At 68.9% G+C, this 16324-nt stretch carries 16 protein-coding genes; 11 read left to right on the top strand and 5 right to left on the bottom strand.

Features of this window, described 5'->3' with window-relative positions:
• Positions 1 to 745, bottom strand: a 745-nt coding sequence (locus tag H5T77_RS23430; RefSeq protein WP_292653021.1) for an AAA family ATPase, incomplete at its 3' end; no start/stop codon positions are given.
• Between the two features lie 127 nt (positions 746 to 872).
• Positions 873 to 995 carry a hypothetical protein gene (locus tag H5T77_RS23425; protein ID WP_292653020.1) on the bottom strand — a complete coding sequence of 41 codons (123 nt, stop codon included), beginning with the start codon at positions 993 to 995 and terminating at the stop codon, positions 873 to 875.
• Positions 996 to 1162: 167 nt separating this feature from the next.
• Here H5T77_RS23425 and H5T77_RS23420 point away from each other — a divergent pair, with 167 nt between their 5' ends.
• On the top strand, positions 1163 to 1771 hold the full coding sequence (locus H5T77_RS23420; RefSeq protein ID WP_292653019.1) for a nitroreductase family protein: 609 nt from the start codon (positions 1163 to 1165) through the stop codon (positions 1769 to 1771).
• Positions 1772 to 2133: 362 nt separating this feature from the next.
• Positions 2134 to 3429: an HNH endonuclease gene (locus tag H5T77_RS23415; protein ID WP_292653018.1), complete on the top strand. Its 1296-nt coding sequence runs from the start codon at positions 2134 to 2136 to the stop codon at positions 3427 to 3429.
• On the opposite strand, the gene H5T77_RS23410 is transcribed toward H5T77_RS23415, so the two are convergent.
• Both H5T77_RS23410 and H5T77_RS23405 read right to left on the bottom strand, forming a co-directional pair.
• Complete coding sequence (locus H5T77_RS23410; RefSeq protein ID WP_292653017.1) at positions 3426 to 4313, bottom strand: SDR family NAD(P)-dependent oxidoreductase; 888 nt, start codon at positions 4311 to 4313, stop codon at positions 3426 to 3428. The genes H5T77_RS23415 and H5T77_RS23410 overlap by 4 nt on opposite strands.
• Positions 4314 to 4322: 9 nt before the next feature.
• The gene (locus H5T77_RS23405; protein ID WP_292653016.1) at positions 4323 to 5474 is read right to left on the bottom strand and encodes a GTPase family protein; all 1152 of its coding nucleotides are present in this window, start codon (positions 5472 to 5474) and stop codon (positions 4323 to 4325) included.
• 125 nt (positions 5475 to 5599) lie between these two features.
• Here H5T77_RS23405 and H5T77_RS23400 point away from each other — a divergent pair, with 125 nt between their 5' ends.
• The 4 genes from H5T77_RS23400 (at position 5600) to H5T77_RS23385 (ending at position 10264) form a co-directional block, all read left to right on the top strand.
• Entirely contained in the window at positions 5600 to 6895 is a 1296-nt protein-coding gene (locus tag H5T77_RS23400; protein WP_292653015.1) for a C39 family peptidase, read from the top strand.
• 63 nt (positions 6896 to 6958) lie between these two features.
• Complete coding sequence (locus tag H5T77_RS23395; protein ID WP_292653014.1) at positions 6959 to 8263, top strand: M20/M25/M40 family metallo-hydrolase; 1305 nt, start codon at positions 6959 to 6961, stop codon at positions 8261 to 8263.
• Positions 8260 to 9699, top strand: a complete 1440-nt coding sequence (locus tag H5T77_RS23390) for an MFS transporter (protein ID WP_292653013.1) — start codon at positions 8260 to 8262, stop codon at positions 9697 to 9699. The genes H5T77_RS23395 and H5T77_RS23390 overlap by 4 nt, the downstream gene beginning before the upstream one ends.
• Before the next feature lie 25 nt (positions 9700 to 9724).
• Positions 9725 to 10264 carry a DnaJ family domain-containing protein gene (locus H5T77_RS23385; RefSeq protein ID WP_292653012.1) on the top strand — a complete coding sequence of 180 codons (540 nt, stop codon included), beginning with the start codon at positions 9725 to 9727 and terminating at the stop codon, positions 10262 to 10264.
• Between the two features lie 25 nt (positions 10265 to 10289).
• Here H5T77_RS23385 and H5T77_RS23380 read toward each other — a convergent pair whose 3' ends face one another.
• Positions 10290 to 11246 carry a GlxA family transcriptional regulator gene (locus H5T77_RS23380; protein WP_292653011.1) on the bottom strand — a complete coding sequence of 319 codons (957 nt, stop codon included), beginning with the start codon at positions 11244 to 11246 and terminating at the stop codon, positions 10290 to 10292.
• Between the two features lie 70 nt (positions 11247 to 11316).
• Here H5T77_RS23380 and H5T77_RS23375 point away from each other — a divergent pair, with 70 nt between their 5' ends.
• The 5 genes from H5T77_RS23375 (at position 11317) to H5T77_RS23355 (ending at position 16211) form a co-directional block, all read left to right on the top strand.
• Positions 11317 to 11448: a hypothetical protein gene (locus tag H5T77_RS23375; RefSeq protein ID WP_292653010.1), complete on the top strand. Its 132-nt coding sequence runs from the start codon at positions 11317 to 11319 to the stop codon at positions 11446 to 11448.
• A 90-nt stretch (positions 11449 to 11538) separates the two neighbouring features.
• The gene (locus tag H5T77_RS23370) at positions 11539 to 12606 is read left to right on the top strand and encodes an HpcH/HpaI aldolase/citrate lyase family protein (RefSeq protein WP_292653009.1); all 1068 of its coding nucleotides are present in this window, start codon (positions 11539 to 11541) and stop codon (positions 12604 to 12606) included.
• Positions 12607 to 12608: 2 nt separating this feature from the next.
• Positions 12609 to 13472: an HpcH/HpaI aldolase/citrate lyase family protein gene (locus tag H5T77_RS23365; RefSeq protein WP_292653008.1), complete on the top strand. Its 864-nt coding sequence runs from the start codon at positions 12609 to 12611 to the stop codon at positions 13470 to 13472.
• A gap of 249 nt (positions 13473 to 13721) precedes the next feature.
• Complete coding sequence (locus H5T77_RS23360) at positions 13722 to 14666, top strand: hypothetical protein (RefSeq protein ID WP_292653007.1); 945 nt, start codon at positions 13722 to 13724, stop codon at positions 14664 to 14666.
• Positions 14667 to 14936: 270 nt separating this feature from the next.
• Complete coding sequence (locus H5T77_RS23355) at positions 14937 to 16211, top strand: choice-of-anchor P family protein (protein ID WP_292653006.1); 1275 nt, start codon at positions 14937 to 14939, stop codon at positions 16209 to 16211.
• Positions 16212 to 16324 lie beyond the last annotated feature (113 nt).

Here is a 16324-nt window from a genome sequence, read left to right as displayed (position 1 = left end):
CGTTGCCCTCGGCCCGGCGTACGACGCTCTCCACGTCGACCCCCAGATCGCCGGCGAGCTCGGCTACCAGGAGGCGTACGTCATCGTCCGAGAGCCGCCCGAGATGGACCCGCTCGACGGACGGCAGCCGGGTCCATTCCGCGAGCTGGCGGCGCAGCGGGTGGCGGCGGTGGAGATCGTCGGCACGGTAGGAGGCGACGATCGTGACCGGGCCGACGAACGGACGGGTGAAGAGGAAGGTCAGCAGGTCGCGGGTGGACTGGTCGGCCCAGTGGGTGTCCTCGACGACGACCAGGACCGGCGCCTGCTCGGCCGCGCGCTCCAGCAGTGCATGGATCGCGGCGAAGAGGTTGCCTCGGTCGAGCGCCTCCTGGTCGGCGGTGTCAGCCCCGCCGAGCGCACGGGCGACCGGTGCCATCCGCAGGAGCGCCGGATGCACGTCAGCCACCTGCGCCACCACCTCGGGCAGCGCGGTCGTGATGTTGTCGAGGATCTCGACGAAGGGGAGGTAGGCCTCGGCGCTGTCGCCGAAGTCGAGGCAGTGTCCGACGAACACCTGCCTGCCGTCCGCGACGGCTCGCCCGCGGAGCTCACGCAGGATCCGGGTCTTCCCGACACCGGCGTCGCCGGCTAGGAGCACATGCCTGCCCTTGGCCGCTCGCTCGTTGCCGACCAGCCCGATCAGCCCAGCCAGCGTCTCCAGGTCGGCATCACGTCCGACAAGCCTCTCGGCACTCTGCGCCATGGGGGTCATCATCGCGCCTTTCGTCACCACCGGGTCGGCCCAGGGGTCGGCACCACCTGGCTCCGGACGTGAAACAACGCCGAGCGGGATCTCTCCTGCTCGGCGTTGTCGGTCCTGCGCCCGCATCTCAGCGGGTGCGGTTGCGCCGTGCCTGACGGGCCTGGTTGGCCCGCTGGCGCTTGGCCAGGTCCTTCTGGATCTGCTGGCGGCGGTACTTGACCTCTGCTTCGTAACCTGCGGTGGTGTACATCTCGATCTCCTGCTGGGTCTGTCCTGCTGGGGTTTCCTGCTGACATCGAGAAGACTCCTCCGCTGAGGTAGGCACCGGGATCGGTCGCGCGCCTTAGTTCTCACCACCGCCGCCTCGCTTCCCGACCTAGGTCACGCGCTCGGCGCCTTAGACGAGACACTTCACCTATGGAGTTCTCCGAGGTCGTACGCCGCCGCAAGATGGTCCGCAGCTACACCAGCGATCCCGTGGACCCTGAGGTGCTCGACAGGATCCTGCACAACGCCACCCGGGCGCCGTCGGCCGGCTTCTCCCAAGGCTGGGCCTTCCTCGTGCTCGACACCCCCGAAGACGTACGCCGCTACTGGGAGGCCACCGCCCCGAGCGTCAAGGCTGGCGAGAACCCCGACGCGTGGCTGACCGGGATGATGCAGGCGCCGGTGATCGTGATCCCGTGCTCCTCCAAGGCGGCCTACCTGGATCGCTACGCGGAGCCGGACAAGGGCTGGACCGACCGCGACGAGGCGCACTGGCCGATGCCGTTCTGGCACATGGACACCGCCATGGCGACCATGCTGATCCTGCAGACCGTGGTCGACGAAGGTCTTGGTGCGCTGTACTTCGGGATTCCTCCGGAGGCCGACGCGGCTGTTCGGTCGGCTTTCGATATCCCGGATACGTTCGACCCAATTGGGGCCGTCACCATCGGGCATCCTGCTTCTGGGGGCGCCAAGGGGTCGCCTACTCGGCGTCAGCGGGTTCCGGTCGGGGATGTTGTTCATCGTGGGCGGTGGTGACGGCCGTCTTCTCGCTGGTCGAGCCGCCGGAGCCGCTAGGCGGAGGCGTGTCGAGACCAACACGGTTCTCGTCGGGGAAACCTCGCTACGCGACTGTTTCTTCGTTTCTAGGGTTCGCCGCCGACCCTTCCTCGAGTGTTTCTCGATCAGGCGCCGCGTCAAGGACGGGCTTCGCCCGCCGCTTCGCGGTGGCCTTCGGCCATCCTTGACTCGGCACCTGATCGAGAAAGATTTCGCCTATATCGGGGCGGCGGCGAGGGTGTGGCGCGGGGTTCAGGGCGCTTGTTCGCGGACCGCATAAATTGGGTCTGACCAGCACAAATGGGTAGCCACTGGCGACTCTTTCACATATAATCAGGCGTATGAACGAGACCGTCGACCAGCTCCTTGCCGGACCGCCTGTGGGTGCGTCCGAGGGTGACCTGGTCGACTGGATCAGTCGTCTCGAAGAGGTCAAGTGTGTCGCTGAGGCTGTCCAGGCAGAAGCATCGGTACGCCTCGACGAGGCCACTCGGGCACGGCAGGCCGAGGCCGGGGTACCTCCCCGGAAGCTTGGGGAGGGCGTCGCCTCCCAGATCGCGTTGGCGCGGCGAGTCTCACCCGCCAAGGGCGCCAAGCTGCTCGGGCTGGCAAAGATCCTGGTCACCGAGATGCCGCACACGTTCGCGCTGATGAGGACGGGCGTGTTCTCGCAGTGGCAGGCCACCATCCTCGCCCGCGAAACCGCCTGCCTCTCGCTGGAGAACCGCCGCTTCATCGACTACCAGCTCTGCGCCCTCGGCCCCGACGGTGAGCCGCCTGCCGTGGTGACCATGGGGCTGCGGCAGCTCGAGCACGCCGCCAAGAAGCTCGCGATCACCCTCGACCAAGAGTCCGTCGTGGCCCGGGCCGCGAACGCGGAGAAGGACCGCCGGGTCAGCGTCCGGCCGGCACCGGACACGATGACCTGGCTTGGGGCCTTGCTGCCGGTCAAAGACGGCGTCGCCGTGTTCGCGGCACTGGACCAGGCAGCCAAAGCTGCCCAGGCCGCGGGGGACGAACGGACCCGTGGCCAGGTCATGGCCGACACCCTCGTCGACCGGGTCACCGGACGCACCGTTGACGGCGCGAGGCCTCGAGTCGAGGTCAAGATCGTCATGACCGCAGACACCCTCACCAACGACGCCGACCAGCCGGCCATGGTCGAGGGCTACGGCCCCGTCCCCGCCGCGTGGGCCCGTGAAGCGCTCACTGATGCCGAGGTGTTTGTTCGTCGCCTGTTCGCCGACCCCGCCGGTCAGCTCGTCGCGATGGAGTCCCACTCACGCAAAGCCCCCGACGGCCTCGCCGAGTTCATCACCACCCGCGACGGCGGGATCTGCCGCACCAACGGCTGCGACGCCCCGATCCGCAACGTCGACCACGCCCAACGCCACGCAGACGGCGGCAAGACCAGTGCCGCGAATCTCCAAGGGCTCTGCGAGAGATGCAACCAAGCCAAGGAAGCCCTCGGCTGGCAGGCCAGACCAGGACCAGACGGCAGCATCATCACCATCACCCCCACCGGGCACACCTACGTCAGCCCACCACCCGACACCTGGCGACCAGACCCACCGCCACTGTCCCAAGCCGAGTTCGTGCTGCGCGACATGCTGCTCGACCACGCATGGGCAGCCTAGGAACCAGCCTTCCCGCGAGCGGCGGCAGAGTCCGGCGCGCGTACGTGGGAGATGGCCATGGCGAGGTCGGCCAGGCGCGGGGCGGCGATGTTGAGGACCTCGTAGACAGAGCCGAACGCGCCGTTCACCGTCACCGGCCGGTCTTCGAGGGCGCGGACGACTCGCTCGGCGCACTCCTCGGGGCTCTCGCCGCGGCCTTCGTACTCGGCGGTCGGCGCGATCATCGGGGTGCGGACGATGGCTACGCGCATGTTGGTGCAGGTGACGTTGTCGAAGTAGGCCTCGCGGCTCAGGATCCTTCCGAAGACGTCGAGGGCGGACTTCGCGGCGATGTAGGCGGCGAACTTGGGCGCCTTGATCTGGTTGCCCCAGGTCACGATGTTGACGACATGGCCGAAGCGTTGGGCTCGCATGGCAGGCAGCAGGCCCATCGTGAGCCGGACGGCGCCGAAATAGTTGACGGCCATCATCCGCTCGAAGTCATGGAAGCGGCCGTGGGTCAGCTCCAGCGACCGGCGGATCGACCTGCCGGCGTTGTTGACCAGGTAGTCGACCGCGCCGTGCTCTGCCAGCAGCCGCTCCACCAGCGCGTCGATCGACTCGCCGTCAGCCATGTCGACGACGTACGTCGACGCCCGCCCGCCCGCCTCCTCGATGGTCTTCCGCACCCGCTCGAGCTCCTCGCCCCGACGCGCGGCGAGGAGCACGTGCGCGCCGCGTCGCGCCGCGGCGTACGACGTCGCCTCACCAATCCCCGAGCTGGCGCCGGTGACCAGCACGGTGCGACCCGCAAGCGGGCCGGGGCTGCCGGTGACCGCTCGGATCGTGCGGGCGACGCGGGCACGGGGCGCCTGCAGGAGCGGGAGCGAGATGAGGCTGACCACATCCGCACCCTAGCGACCCTCCTTGGCGTTGACCTTCAGCCTCGAGATCTGGTTCTTCAGCTCGTCGAGGAAGAGCGACCTGACGCTCTCGGTGTCCAGGGCCCCGTTGACCCCGCGCAGCTTGCCCTCGGCGAGCTTGACGCACACGGTCGACCAGGCGGCGCCGATGGCGCCCGTGAAGCCCGCGGCGACGGTGGCGTTGATCGCGCCGCCGCCGACGGTGCCGAACCCGGGGATCATCTTGAGCAGGTTGCCGGCGACGGTGCGGCCGGCCTGCGTGGCGGCCGCGGTGGCCGCGATCGAGGCCATGGCCGCCTTGTCGACCTCGATGCCGTAGATCGCCGAGATCCGCGCCATCATCCCGAGCTGGATCGGCACCAGGACGACCGCGTCCGAGAACGGGATCGGAGTGGCTCCGGCGGCCCCGGCCGCGGTCGCGGCACCCGCGATCACGGTGTTCGCCTGATCCTGCTTGCGCTTGAGATCCACCTTCTGCGCCGCGGTGAGGGCGTCCTCGACGCCAGCAGGCGCGCATCGAAAGGTGGCATCAACAAGTTCCTGCAGTCCGTGGACCTGCTGGCCGGAGAAGTCGTCGGCCTTCGCGTTGGTCAGGTAGACCCGAGCCCCGTGCACGGGCAGCCCGCGCGAGTCGATCTGCTGGGCGAACTCGACCGCGTCCGGGTGGTAGGCGCCTGTCGGCGAGGCCGGCACCTGGGTCATCACCAGCACGACCGGCAGTCCCAGGTCGGCGAGCTTGCGGATGAACGCGGCCTCGGTCTCCTCGAAGCGGCGGTCGCCGAAACGTACGGCGTACCAAGCCACGTGGATCTGCTCCGACTGCGGTTTGCGGCGCCGGTCCTGGATCAGCTTGGCGAGATCCTTGATCACCCGGTCGCCCTCGATGCCGATCTCCAGGCCCTGGGTGTCGAGCAGGCCGAAGAACCCGCTGGTGTGCAGGTAGAGCGTCGACTCCTTCGTCACCGGCTCGCCGATCCCGGTCTTCGCCACCTCCGCCCCGAAGACGGCGTTGACGAGCGTCGACTTGCCGACTCCGGTCTTGCCGAACACGGCGAGATTGAACCGGCCGATCTCCTTGGCCGACTCGGCGTACCTCTTGTGGAACTCGTCCTTGAACCAGCCCTCGGATGCGAAGTTGTTCACGGTGACCAAGGATGCCACCCGGCACCGACACTTCCTGGAGATAACAGAGCGTCGGAGAAGATTAGGTGAGCCGACTTGGCACATTGTCAGGACCGGAGCCTCCGATGAGGAATAGCGTGCCGGGCATGAGCCCACGGTCCCGCCTCGCGTACGTTGCCGCCCTCGCCGCCGCAACCGTCCTGGTAGCGCCCACGACTCCGGTCCACGCGGCCGAGTCCGAGACCCAGCCGACCGACATCACCCTGACCCAGTGGGACAGCGGCGACGACTTCGCGAAGGGGAGGTCGAGCAACCTCCGTCCGGGCCAGAGCGGCACCCTCCGGATCGGCCGCGACGCCGGGACGACGACCTACACCGACCCCTTCGGCGACGGCACGGCGAAGACCTACGAGTACGGCACCTGGACCTCGCCCGTGGTCAGGACCGGATACGCGATCGACGAGTCGGTCACCTCCTGGGACGTCGACACCCCGACCGGCACCTGGGCCGAGGTCCGGTTCCGCGGCCAGAAGGCGGATGGCACCTGGACGAAGTGGTTCGTGATGGGTCGTTGGACGGCCGGCGACGACTTCGCGGCCGGCGACATCCACCGCACCTCGGTCGAGGGCCAGAACGACACCGACGCAGCGCTCTACACCGACACCTACGTCGCCCGGACCGGCAAGGAGCCCGAGGCCTTCCAGACCAGCGTGACCCTGCTGCGCCCCGAGGGCGCGACCGTCTCCCCGAGCCTGCGGTCGGTCTCCACGCTGACCAACGAGTACCTGCCCGCCTCCGCCTACCCCGGCACCAGCACGCCGACGCTCGGCAAGGCGATCGACCTCGGCCTGCCCCCGTTCAGCCAGAACATCCACCGCGGCGAATACCCGGAGTTCGGTGGCGGCGGACAGGTCTGGTGCTCACCGACCTCGACGACGATGGTGCAGTACCACTGGGGTCGCGAGGTCCCGGACAGCGAGCTCGAGGGGATCGTGGCACCCAACGGCGACCCGCAGGTCGACTATGCCGCGATCAACACCTGGGACTACGCCTACGAGGGCGCCGGCAACTGGCCGTTCAACATCGCCTACGCCACCCGTTGGGGCCTGGACGGGTTCGTGACCAGGCTGCGCTCGCTCGCCGAGGCGGAGCGGCTGGTGAAGGCAGGCATCCCGCTGGTCGTCTCGGCCAACTGGGACCTCGAGGAGATGCCGGAGGCCGGCTACGGCACCAACGGGCACCTGCTCGTCATCGGTGGCTTCACCGCCGAGGGAGATCCGATCGTCTACGACCCCAACTACCCCTCCAACGACGAGGTGCGCAACGTCTACACCCGCGAGAACTTCGAGCGGGTCTGGCAGACCTCGACCGACGGGATCGCCTACGTCATCCATCCGGACGGCATGGAGCTGCCCGGAGCGGGGAAGGCCACAAACTGGTGACGGAGCCGCCACGAGAGTGACGTGGGCCACCTCGGAGCGGCGGCGCGCGGATAGGTTTCGGCCATGACCCTCGACGCCGTCGCCGCTCTTCAGGCCGCACTTCGCGCCCCGACCGTCAACGACGGCTCGGGCGCGGAGGGCCAGGCGTTCGCGCACCTCCACGAGGCGCTGCGCGACCACTTCCCGCTGCTCCACGGGGCGCTCGAGCTGACCCCGGTCGGAGACCACGGGCTCCTCTTCCGCTGGCCGGGCGCCTCGGCCGAGAAGCCGATCGTCCTGATGGCCCATCAGGACGTGGTCCCGATCGCCGGTGACTGGACGCACGACCCGTTCGGCGGCGAGATCGTCGACGGCGTGATCCACGGTCGCGGCACGCTCGACGACAAGGGCCAGCTGGTGGCGATCTGCGCCGCGGTCGAGGGGCTTCTCGCTGGCGGGTTCGAGCCTGCGTACGACGTCTGGTTGTCGTTCGGCTCCGACGAGGAGACGACCGGTGCGGCCGCGCGGGCCGCCGCCGAGGAGCTGCGGGCCCGAGGGGTCCAGCCGTGGTTCGTGCTCGACGAAGGCGGGGCGGTCGCGTTCGACGCCTTCCCGGGGATCGCGGCGCCGATCGGTGTCGTCGGCGTCGCCGAGAAGGGCACCACCGACGTACGCCTGCGGGTGACCGGCGACGGCGGCCACTCCTCCACCCCACTACAGAACGGCCCGACCGCGCGGCTGGCCCGCGCGATCACCCGCCTCGACCGGATGTCGATGCCGGTGCACCTGCCGGCGCCGACCGTGGAGATGTTCGAGAAGATCGCCCCGTACGCCGCCAAGCCCCTGCGGCCCGTGCTGGCCAACGCCGGCCGGCTGGCCCCGGCACTGGCCCGGCTCATGACCAGGCTCGGCCCCGAGCCAGCTGCCCTGACCCGCACCACCGTCGCGATCACGACGCTGGAGGGGAGCCCGGCGGCCAACGTCATCGCCTCGACCGCCACCGCCGGGGTCAACCTGCGGATCATGGTCGGCGAGACGGTCGCCGAGGTCGTCGAGCGGCTGCGGTCCGCGATCGGCGACAAGCAGGTCGAGATCGAGGTCGTCCGAGCCGGCGAGCCGTCACCGGTCTCCCCTCGCGACGAGGCGTTCTCGCTGATCACCGCCACCATCACCGAGATCTTCCCGGAGTCGGTGCCAACCCCCTACACCGTCATGGCCGCGACCGACTCCCGCTTCTTCTACGAGATCAGCGACCGGGTCTACCGGTTCGCGCCGTTCCGGATGACCGCCGCCCAGCGGGCCACCATCCATGCCGCCGACGAGAACATCCGGGTCGACGACTACCTCGACGGGATCTGCTTCTACCGAAGGTTGCTCGAGTCGCTGTGACCACCGAACGTCAGGCCACCGGCATACGGACGGCCGCCCGCGGAATCTGGTTGATCGTCGGCTTCCTGGTGGCCGTCGAGTTCGCCAGCGGCATCCTGCAGGGCTACTACACCCCGATCTTCTCCGACCTCGCCGACCATCTCGGCGTCTCCGACGCCGACCTCAACTGGCTCGAGGCCGGGCAGCTGATCGTCTCGGCGCTGTGCGTGCCGCCGCTCGCCCGGCTCGGCGACCTGATCGGCCACAAGAAGGTCCTCCTGCTGGCGACCGGGATCACCGCGCTCGCGACCTGGTGGACCGTCGTCGCTCCCGACTTCGGCTCGTTCCTGGTCGCCTGGTCGATCCAGGGCGCCTACGTCATCTGGCTGCCGCTCGAGGTCGCCATCGTCCACAAGCGCACCGGCGGCGACACGGCGCTGACCCGGCGGGCCGCCGGGATCCTGGTCGGTGCGCTGCAGCTCTCGGTGATCATCGGCGCGGTCGCTGCCGGTGCGCTCGTCGGCGTGCTCCCGATGTGGGCGATCCTGGCCTTCCCGGCCGTGGCCGTGACCGCGGTCTTCGTCGTCATCGCCGTCGGCATCGAGTCCGACTCCGGCACCAGCGCCGGCGCCTTCGACTGGCTCGGCCTCGCCGTGCTCACCGTCGTGCTCGGTCTGGTCATGGCCGGTCTGGTCGGCGTACGCGTCCTCGGCGCCGGTTCCCTGCTCCCCTGGGCCCTCGTCGTCCTGGGGTTGCTCGCGCTGGTCCCGTTCTGGCGCATCGAGACCGCGCTGGACGACGCCGGCCAGCGTGAGCCGCTGATCGACGTACGTCTGCTGGTCTCGCGAGGGCAGTGGCCGATCCAGCTGACCGCGTTCCTGTTCGGGATGTCGGTGCTGGGCGCCCAGATCCCGCTGTCGACCTTCGCGCGCACGGATCCCGCGGAGGCCGGGTTCGGGCTGGGTGCAGACGCCTCGTTCGTGTCGCTGCTGATCGCGTTGTACGTCGTCACGATGGCCGTCTCCGCCTTCACCCTGCCGCTGTGGGCGCGGCTCCTCGGGCCGACGCGGGCCCAGGCGCTCGCCTGCTTCCTGGTCGCCGCGGGCTATCTGATGTGGCTCCCGTTCCACGGCTCCACCGGTCAGGCGCTCGTCAACATGGCCGTCGTCGGGCTCGGCTCGGGCGCGTTGGTGGCCTCACTTCCGGCCGCGGCCGCTGCGGCGGCACCGGCCTCCCGCACCGCGTTCGCGACGGGGATGACGAACGCCACCAAGACAGTCGGCGGCGCCATCGCCTCCGCGGTCTTCGCCATCGCACTCGCAGCCGACGGCTCAATCTCGGGCGAGGCGCACGCGCCCCTGTCGGGCTACCTGACCGTATGGGCGGTCTGCGGCATCACCGCCCTCGTCGCCGGGCTGCTGCTTCTTCTGCCCCGCCGCGCAGCCAGGGCTGGGTAAACTCTCCTGCGCTGGAGGTGACCACATGCCCACGAGCGAAGACCAGCCCGACGGACACCCGGAGACAGAGCCGCCGCGGCTCAGCGATGCCGCGAGCAAGGCGGCGGCCGCCGCCCGGATGCGCGACCAGACCAAGTGGGTCGACCTGCAGGTGCAGCAGTCGATCCAGCGCGGAGAGTTCGACAACCTGCCGGGTGCCGGCAAGCCGATCAAGAACCTCGATCGCGACCACGATCCCGACTGGTGGGTCAAGCAGCTCGTCGAACGCGAGCAGATCGTGGTGCTCCCCCCGTCCGTCCAGCTCCGCAAGGACGACGCCGAGCTCGACGACCTCCTCGACACCCAGACCACCGAGGACGGCGCCCGCGCGATCGTCGAGGAGTTCAACGAGCGCGTCATCGCGGCTCGCTACGGCGCGCCCGAAGGGCCACCGCTGATCACCATGCCCCGCGACGTCGAGGCCACGCTGGCCGCCTGGCGCGAGCGCCGGACCGCCCGGCTGGAGGCGACCAGAGCAGAGGTACGCCGCAAGGAGTCGCGCCGGAAGCGGTGGTGGCGCCGCTGACAGGTCAGCGGCAGGGGCGGGTCTCCTAGCCGACCTCTCGGTGCGAGAACCGCATCCGATAGCGGCCCGGAGTCAGCCCGACCTCCGAGGTGAACCCGGTCCGGAAGGTCACCGGCGAGTAGTAGCCGGCCTCGTGGCTGACCCGGTCGATCGGCAGGTCGGTGGTCTCGAGGAGGGTCTTGGCGACCGCGATCCGCTCAGCGGCCACCCAGCGCATCGGAGTGGTGGCCAGGTCGCGCTCGAATCGCCGGGCCAGGGTGCGGGGCGAGACCGCGGCGGCGGCCGCCAGGCGCTCGAGGGTGACGTCCTCGTGCAGGTTCGCGCGAAGCCAGGCACGCAGCTCGTCGAGCCAGCGGGCCTGGTCGGTGAGCGGATCGGCCGCGACGTACTGAGCCTGGTCGCCGTCACGGTGCGAGGCGATGACCAGGTTGCGGGCGATGGTATTGGCGGCATGCTGACCGTGGTCGGTGCGGATCAGGTGGAGACACAGGTCCAGACCGGCGGCCGAGCCGGCGCTGGTCAGCACACCGTCGTCGACGTAGATCGCCCGCGGGTCGAGCTCGACGCCGGGATACGTACGCCGGAACAGGGTCGCCCACCGCCAGTGGGTCGTGGCCCGGCGACCGTCGAGCAGCCCGGCTTCGGCCAGCGCGAAGGCGCCGGTGCACATCGAGACCATCCGCGCGCCGGCGTCGGCGGCCCGGCGGAGCTCTCGGAGCAGGGACGGACTGATCGGCTCGCCCGGACGGATCGCCGGCACCAGCACCGTTTCCGCCTCGGCCAGCGCGGTCATCGGCCGTTGCGGGGTGAGCCGTGGCCCACCGTGGACGCGCACTCCGCGCAGGTCGCCGCACAGGACCACGTCGTAGAGCGGGCTGGCGTCGTGATCCCAGTCGTAGCCGAGCGCCTCTAGCGGCATCCCGATCTCGAAGAGGGTCATCCCGTCGACGATCGGGATGGCGATGGACGGCTTCGAAGACATGGCAAGAATCTATCACTCTTAGTCAATCCTGCCACTGCTCAAGGCGCCTCTGACAAGGGAGTCTTGAGGCATGACAACGAAGCAGAAGACAACCCGCCGCAAGTACGGCAAGCTCATCGCCTTCCTCGCCGGATTCGACGCAGCCGCGCGCATCCAGCGCGGCGAGGCAGTGCCGAAGGACCACCCGGCACGGAGGCGCTGATCCGCAGATCGTCGGCCTCCCGCGACCACGCCGTGCCCTCTCGACGGACGGTCTACCCGCGAGTAACCCCTGGCCATTAGGGTGACCTGCATGAGTCACAAGAGCCCTAAGGACTTCTTCGCACCGTTGGCGGTGGGCGCCCCCGCACCGCTTCGGGAGATTCCGGCGCGGCCGAGTCGCGCGATCCACTTCTTCGACCCGTCGAACCCGAAGATGGCGGCCAAGGTGCCCGCCATGGTCGGCACCGTCGACGTCCTCCTCGGCAACCTGGAGGACGCCGTCAAGGCCGACAACAAGGTCGCCGCGCGCGAGGGTCTGGTCGAGATCGCCAGGGGAACAGACTTCGGAAAGACGCAGCTCTGGACCCGGATCAACTCCCTCGACTCCCCCTGGGTCCTCGACGACCTGGTCACCTTGGTGACCGAGATCGGCGACAAGCTCGACGTCGTGATGGTCCCGAAGGTGCAGGGCCCCGAGGACATCCACTACGTGGACCGGCTGCTGGCGCAGCTCGAGGCCAAGGGCGGCGTACAGAGGCCGATCCTGATCCACGCCATCCTCGAGACCGCGCGCGGCGTGGCCAACGTCGAGGAGATCGCGCTCGCCTCCCCGCGCATGCAGGGGATCAGCCTCGGCCCGGCCGACCTCGCGGCCGACCGGAAGATGAAGACCACCCGCGTCGGCGGCGGCCACCCCGGCTACCTGGTCCGCCAGGACCCGGTCGACGGTGACATCCACGGCAACCGCACCGTCTTCCAGCAGGACCTGTGGCACTACACGATCGCGAAGATGGTCGACGCCTGCGCCGCGGCGGGGATCTACCCCTACTACGGCCCGTTCGGCGACATCACCGACGTGGTCGCGGCCGAGGACCAGTTCCGCAACGCGTTCCTGCTCGGCTGCGTCGGTACCTGGAGCCTGCACCCCAAGCAGATCGAGATCGCCAACCGCGTCTTCTCCCCCAGCGTCGAGGACATCAAGCACGCCCGCCGCGTGGTCGCCGCCATGGGCGACGGCACCGGCGCGGTCATGCTCGACGGCAAGATGGAGGACGACGCCAGCCTCAAGCAGTGCCTGGTGCTCGTCGACCTCGCCGAGGAGCTGGCCGCCATCGACCCGAAGCTCAAGGAGCTCTACGACGCCATCGAGGTGGACTGATCATGACTGACACGACCCCCCGCCCCCTGCGCTCGGTCCTCTACATGCCGAGCTCCAACACGCGTGCCCTCGAGAAGGCCAAGACGATCACCGCCGACGCGCTGATCCTCGACCTCGAAGACGCCGTCGCCCCCGATGCCAAGCCGGAGGCGCGCGAGAACGCAGCCGCCGCCGTGACGTCAGGTGAGTACGGCAACAAGTACCTCACCGTCCGCATCAACGGCGCCGACACCGAGTGGCACGCCGACGACCTGGCCGCCGCCGCCAAGGCCGGCCCCGACGCCATCGTCGTCCCCAAGGTCAACAGTGCCCAGCAGGTGCACGACCTCGTCGCGGCCTTCGAGAAGGCCGGCGTCCCGGAGCAGACGAAGCTGTGGGCGATGATCGAGAGCCCGTACGCCATCCTCCATGCCGAGGAGATCGCCTCCGCCTCCGAGCGGCTGACGGTTCTCGTCCTGGGCACCAACGACCTGGTCAAGGAGCTGTACGTCGACCACGTCCCCGCCCGCGCCAACCTCGTCACCAGCCTCCAACTGGCGGTGCTCGCCGCGCGAGCGAGCGGGAAGATCATCCTCGATGGCGTCTACAACAACGTGAAGGACGCCGAGGGCTACGCAGCCGAGGTCGAGCAGGGCCGGATCTTCGGGTTCGACGGGAAGACCCTGATCCATCCCTCCCAGGTCGACGGCGCCAACGCCGGCTTCGCGCCCAGCGAGCAGGCAGTGGCCGACGCCAGGGGCCTCATCGAGACCTGGGAGGCGAGCGACGGCGGAGTGGTGACCTACAACGGCAAGATGGTGGAGAACCTCCACGTCGAGTCCGCGCGGCGCACATTGAGCATCGCCGAGGCCATCGCCGCGCTGTAGATCCGTCCAGAGATACCCATCGCCGTATCTTTACCGTTACCTCCGGGCTCCATCGAGCTCGGAGGTAACTTTTTCTGAGAAGAAGGTGACAAACAGTCGAGATTCTGGTTCCGTTACGTGCTGCGCGATACAACCGACACTCGCTAAGCGCTCAGGAGACAGCGTCAGATGACTGAAGCGAATCGTCGGCCCGCGACGGGGGACCACTCGAACGTCCCGCCGACGCCGGCTCGACACCAAGCACCACAGATGCGCAGCACGAACGACACCACGGCAGACCCCGTCGAGATCGCCAACCGCGCTCTCCAGGGACTGTCACCGGCGACCGAGTCCTGGTTCGCCACCCCGAAGGCGGACACCACCCCCGAGCCGGTACGACCTCGCCACACGCCGTCCGCGCCCTCGCCGCCTCGGCCGGTCTACCGGCTGCCGTCGGCTCCGCACACACAGCCACCCCGGTACGCCTACCAGCCGAGCCCCGACGCGGCGCAGCAGCGGCACCCGGCGGGGCCGGTGATGTTCGCCAACCCGGCGATGCCTTCCTACGCCGCCGCTCAGGTGCCGACCCGCAACGGCTCGACCGCCGACCAGCACCCGGCGCCGGAGCGCCGCGGCCGCAACAAGAAGGCTGTGCTCCTGCCGCTCGCGGCGATGGCGATCGCATCGGCCGGTGTCGGTGCCTTCGCCCAGTCCAACCTCGGCACAGACCTCGAGGACCAGCCGCAGCAGGTCACGGCCCACGCCGGCCAGTACGACGCGGTTCCTGTGGTCGACACCGGCAACCAGAAGGTCATCGACGCCCCCGGCGTGATCGCGCCGGAGACGACATCTCCCTTCTCCCCCGCCTCCGCACGCACCACCTCCGGAGGCAAGCACTCCAACGGCGACTACGACGCACCGTCCACCGCCGAGACCTACGGCGGCGCTCACGCCTCCAGCCAGACGCTCTCCGCCCCGAACCGCGGGGGCGCCTCGGCAGACCCCGCGCCTGCACCCAAGCCCGCACCGGCGCCGGCACCGGCCCCTGAGCCAGCTCCCGAGCCGGCTCCGGCACCCGAGCCGGCGCCTGAACCCGAGCCGACCCCCGGACCGGATCAGCCGACGCTGACCAAGAACGTGGTGGCGCCGGTGCTCGAAACGGTGACCGGCGTGGTCGACGCACTCACCGGAATCAAGATCGATCTGACCCCGTAATCCCGGGATCCCTGAAACGGGCCGTGACCTCAGCCGAGGTCACGGCCCGTTTACGTTCGTCTGGGTGGCTTGGGGTAGTCAGGACGGATCATTCGGAAAAAGGACCTCCGTCCCGATAACTTCCACGGTTTTCCCTCGTTTGAGCGGTGTGCCACCCCATAACTCGGGAGTGCGCCAGGTTCCCCCGGATCTGGCAGGTGGCACGGCCCCGTAGCGGGGATCTTGGGGGATCCCCACCGCAGAATCGGAGTCCAACCAACAATGCGAAGCATGCGTACGCTCGCGCTGTCCGCAGCCTCTGTCGCCGTCGTCGGCGCAGTCCTGGCTGTGCCAGCGCCCTCTCAGGCCGCTCTGACGAACACCGACTTCGGTCTGTTCGCCAGCGGTTTCGGCACCCGTGTCACCGGTGGGAGCCTGCCTGCCAACTCGGGTGACCTCGGCTACCAGACCATCGGGTGCACCCGTAAGGCTGGTCACAACGTCAGCAACAACACCGCCGGTGCCAAGGTGCCCGGTGTCGGCACGATCGGCGCCACCACCACTCGCCAGCGGACGATCAAGTCCGGCTCGATGGTGAAGTCCATCTCGGAGCACAAGATCGCCGACGTGGTGCTGGACAACAGCCCGCTCGGCAAGGTCACCGTCGAGGGTCTCAGCTCAGTCTCCCAGGCTTGGTGGGACGGCAAGGGCTACAAGTCCGACTCGAAGTCCAAGATCGCCCACATCGTCCTCGACCCGGCCGGTCCTGGCCGGAAGGTCGACCTTCCGGTCCCCGGCCGCGACAAGCCGCTGGTCATCCCGGGCATCGCCACCATCGGCATCGGCAACATCGTCGAGCGTGCCAACGCCGACGGCGCGCACGCCTACGCCAACGGCGTCTGGATCAAGCTCCACGGCACCGACTCCGAGGTCATCGTCGGTCGCTCCCGTGCGGAGATCAACGGCCAGGCGTTCAGCGCGGTCTTCAACGGCTTCTCCAACTCCGTCGACGCCTCCGCTCTCAACGGTCTCGTCAAGGTCGGCAAGAACCCGCTGACCAACGCCGGCTGCGCCGGCACCAAGGGCAAGCTGAAGACCAAGTCCATCGGGCATGTCCCGCTGGGCGAGGTTGGCGACATCGTGGACGTCAAGGGTCTCACGAGCGGTCAGCGCTCGAACCAGACCAAGACCACCGCCGGTGGCTACACCTTCGGTGAGGTCGCCAACGTCAACATCGGCGACGGCGCCATCCGCATCGAGGCCATCCGCGCCCAGGCGAACGCGAAGTTCGTCAAGGGCAAGGGCTCGACGACCTCCATCTCGGGCACCAAGTTCGGCGACATCTACATCGGCGACCGGAAGGCCTCCCTCGCCCAGCTCGAGTCGGCGCTCTCCCGCGTCGACATCCCCGGCCTGGCCAAGATCGAGACCAAGGTCGTCGTTGAGCGCAGCAAGAACCTCGTCGAGGTCGTCGCCCTGCGACTGACCCTCCTCGACGGCGCCAAGGGCACCAAGACCGTGGTCAACATCGGTCACGCGAAGTTCAAGGTCAACGCCAACAAGTGAGGCTTTGAATCACTTAGGCTGACCTGAGAAACGGCCCGCGACCTGCCCAGGTCGCGGGCCGTTTCTTCACTATGAAGTTACTCACGGGTAGGATCAACCCACCCATAGCAACC

The sequence above is a fragment of the Nocardioides sp. genome, from assembly GCF_014360585.1.
Classification (GTDB): Bacteria; Actinomycetota; Actinomycetes; order Propionibacteriales; family Nocardioidaceae; genus Nocardioides.
This window is presented reverse-complemented; position numbering and strand designations above follow the sequence as displayed.

Bases quoted from the DNA above. Each gene is read 5' to 3' on its own strand.
- H5T77_RS23425 (WP_292653020.1), bottom strand. From the start codon at position 995: ATGTACACCACCGCAGGTTACGAAGCAGAGGTCAAGTACCGCCGCCAG.
- H5T77_RS23420 (WP_292653019.1), top strand. From the start codon at position 1,163: ATGGAGTTCTCCGAGGTCGTACGCCGCCGCAAGATGGTCCGCAGCTAC.
- H5T77_RS23415 (WP_292653018.1), top strand. From the start codon at position 2,134: ATGAACGAGACCGTCGACCAGCTCCTTGCCGGACCGCCTGTGGGTGCG.
- H5T77_RS23400 (WP_292653015.1), top strand. From the start codon at position 5,600: ATGAGCCCACGGTCCCGCCTCGCGTACGTTGCCGCCCTCGCCGCCGCA.
- H5T77_RS23395 (WP_292653014.1), top strand. From the start codon at position 6,959: ATGACCCTCGACGCCGTCGCCGCTCTTCAGGCCGCACTTCGCGCCCCG.
- H5T77_RS23385 (WP_292653012.1), top strand. From the start codon at position 9,725: ATGCCCACGAGCGAAGACCAGCCCGACGGACACCCGGAGACAGAGCCG.
- H5T77_RS23380 (WP_292653011.1), bottom strand. From the start codon at position 11,246: ATGTCTTCGAAGCCGTCCATCGCCATCCCGATCGTCGACGGGATGACC.
- H5T77_RS23375 (WP_292653010.1), top strand. From the start codon at position 11,317: ATGACAACGAAGCAGAAGACAACCCGCCGCAAGTACGGCAAGCTCATC.
- H5T77_RS23370 (WP_292653009.1), top strand. From the start codon at position 11,539: ATGAGTCACAAGAGCCCTAAGGACTTCTTCGCACCGTTGGCGGTGGGC.
- H5T77_RS23365 (WP_292653008.1), top strand. From the start codon at position 12,609: ATGACTGACACGACCCCCCGCCCCCTGCGCTCGGTCCTCTACATGCCG.
- H5T77_RS23360 (WP_292653007.1), top strand. From the start codon at position 13,722: ATGCGCAGCACGAACGACACCACGGCAGACCCCGTCGAGATCGCCAAC.
- H5T77_RS23355 (WP_292653006.1), top strand. From the start codon at position 14,937: ATGCGTACGCTCGCGCTGTCCGCAGCCTCTGTCGCCGTCGTCGGCGCA.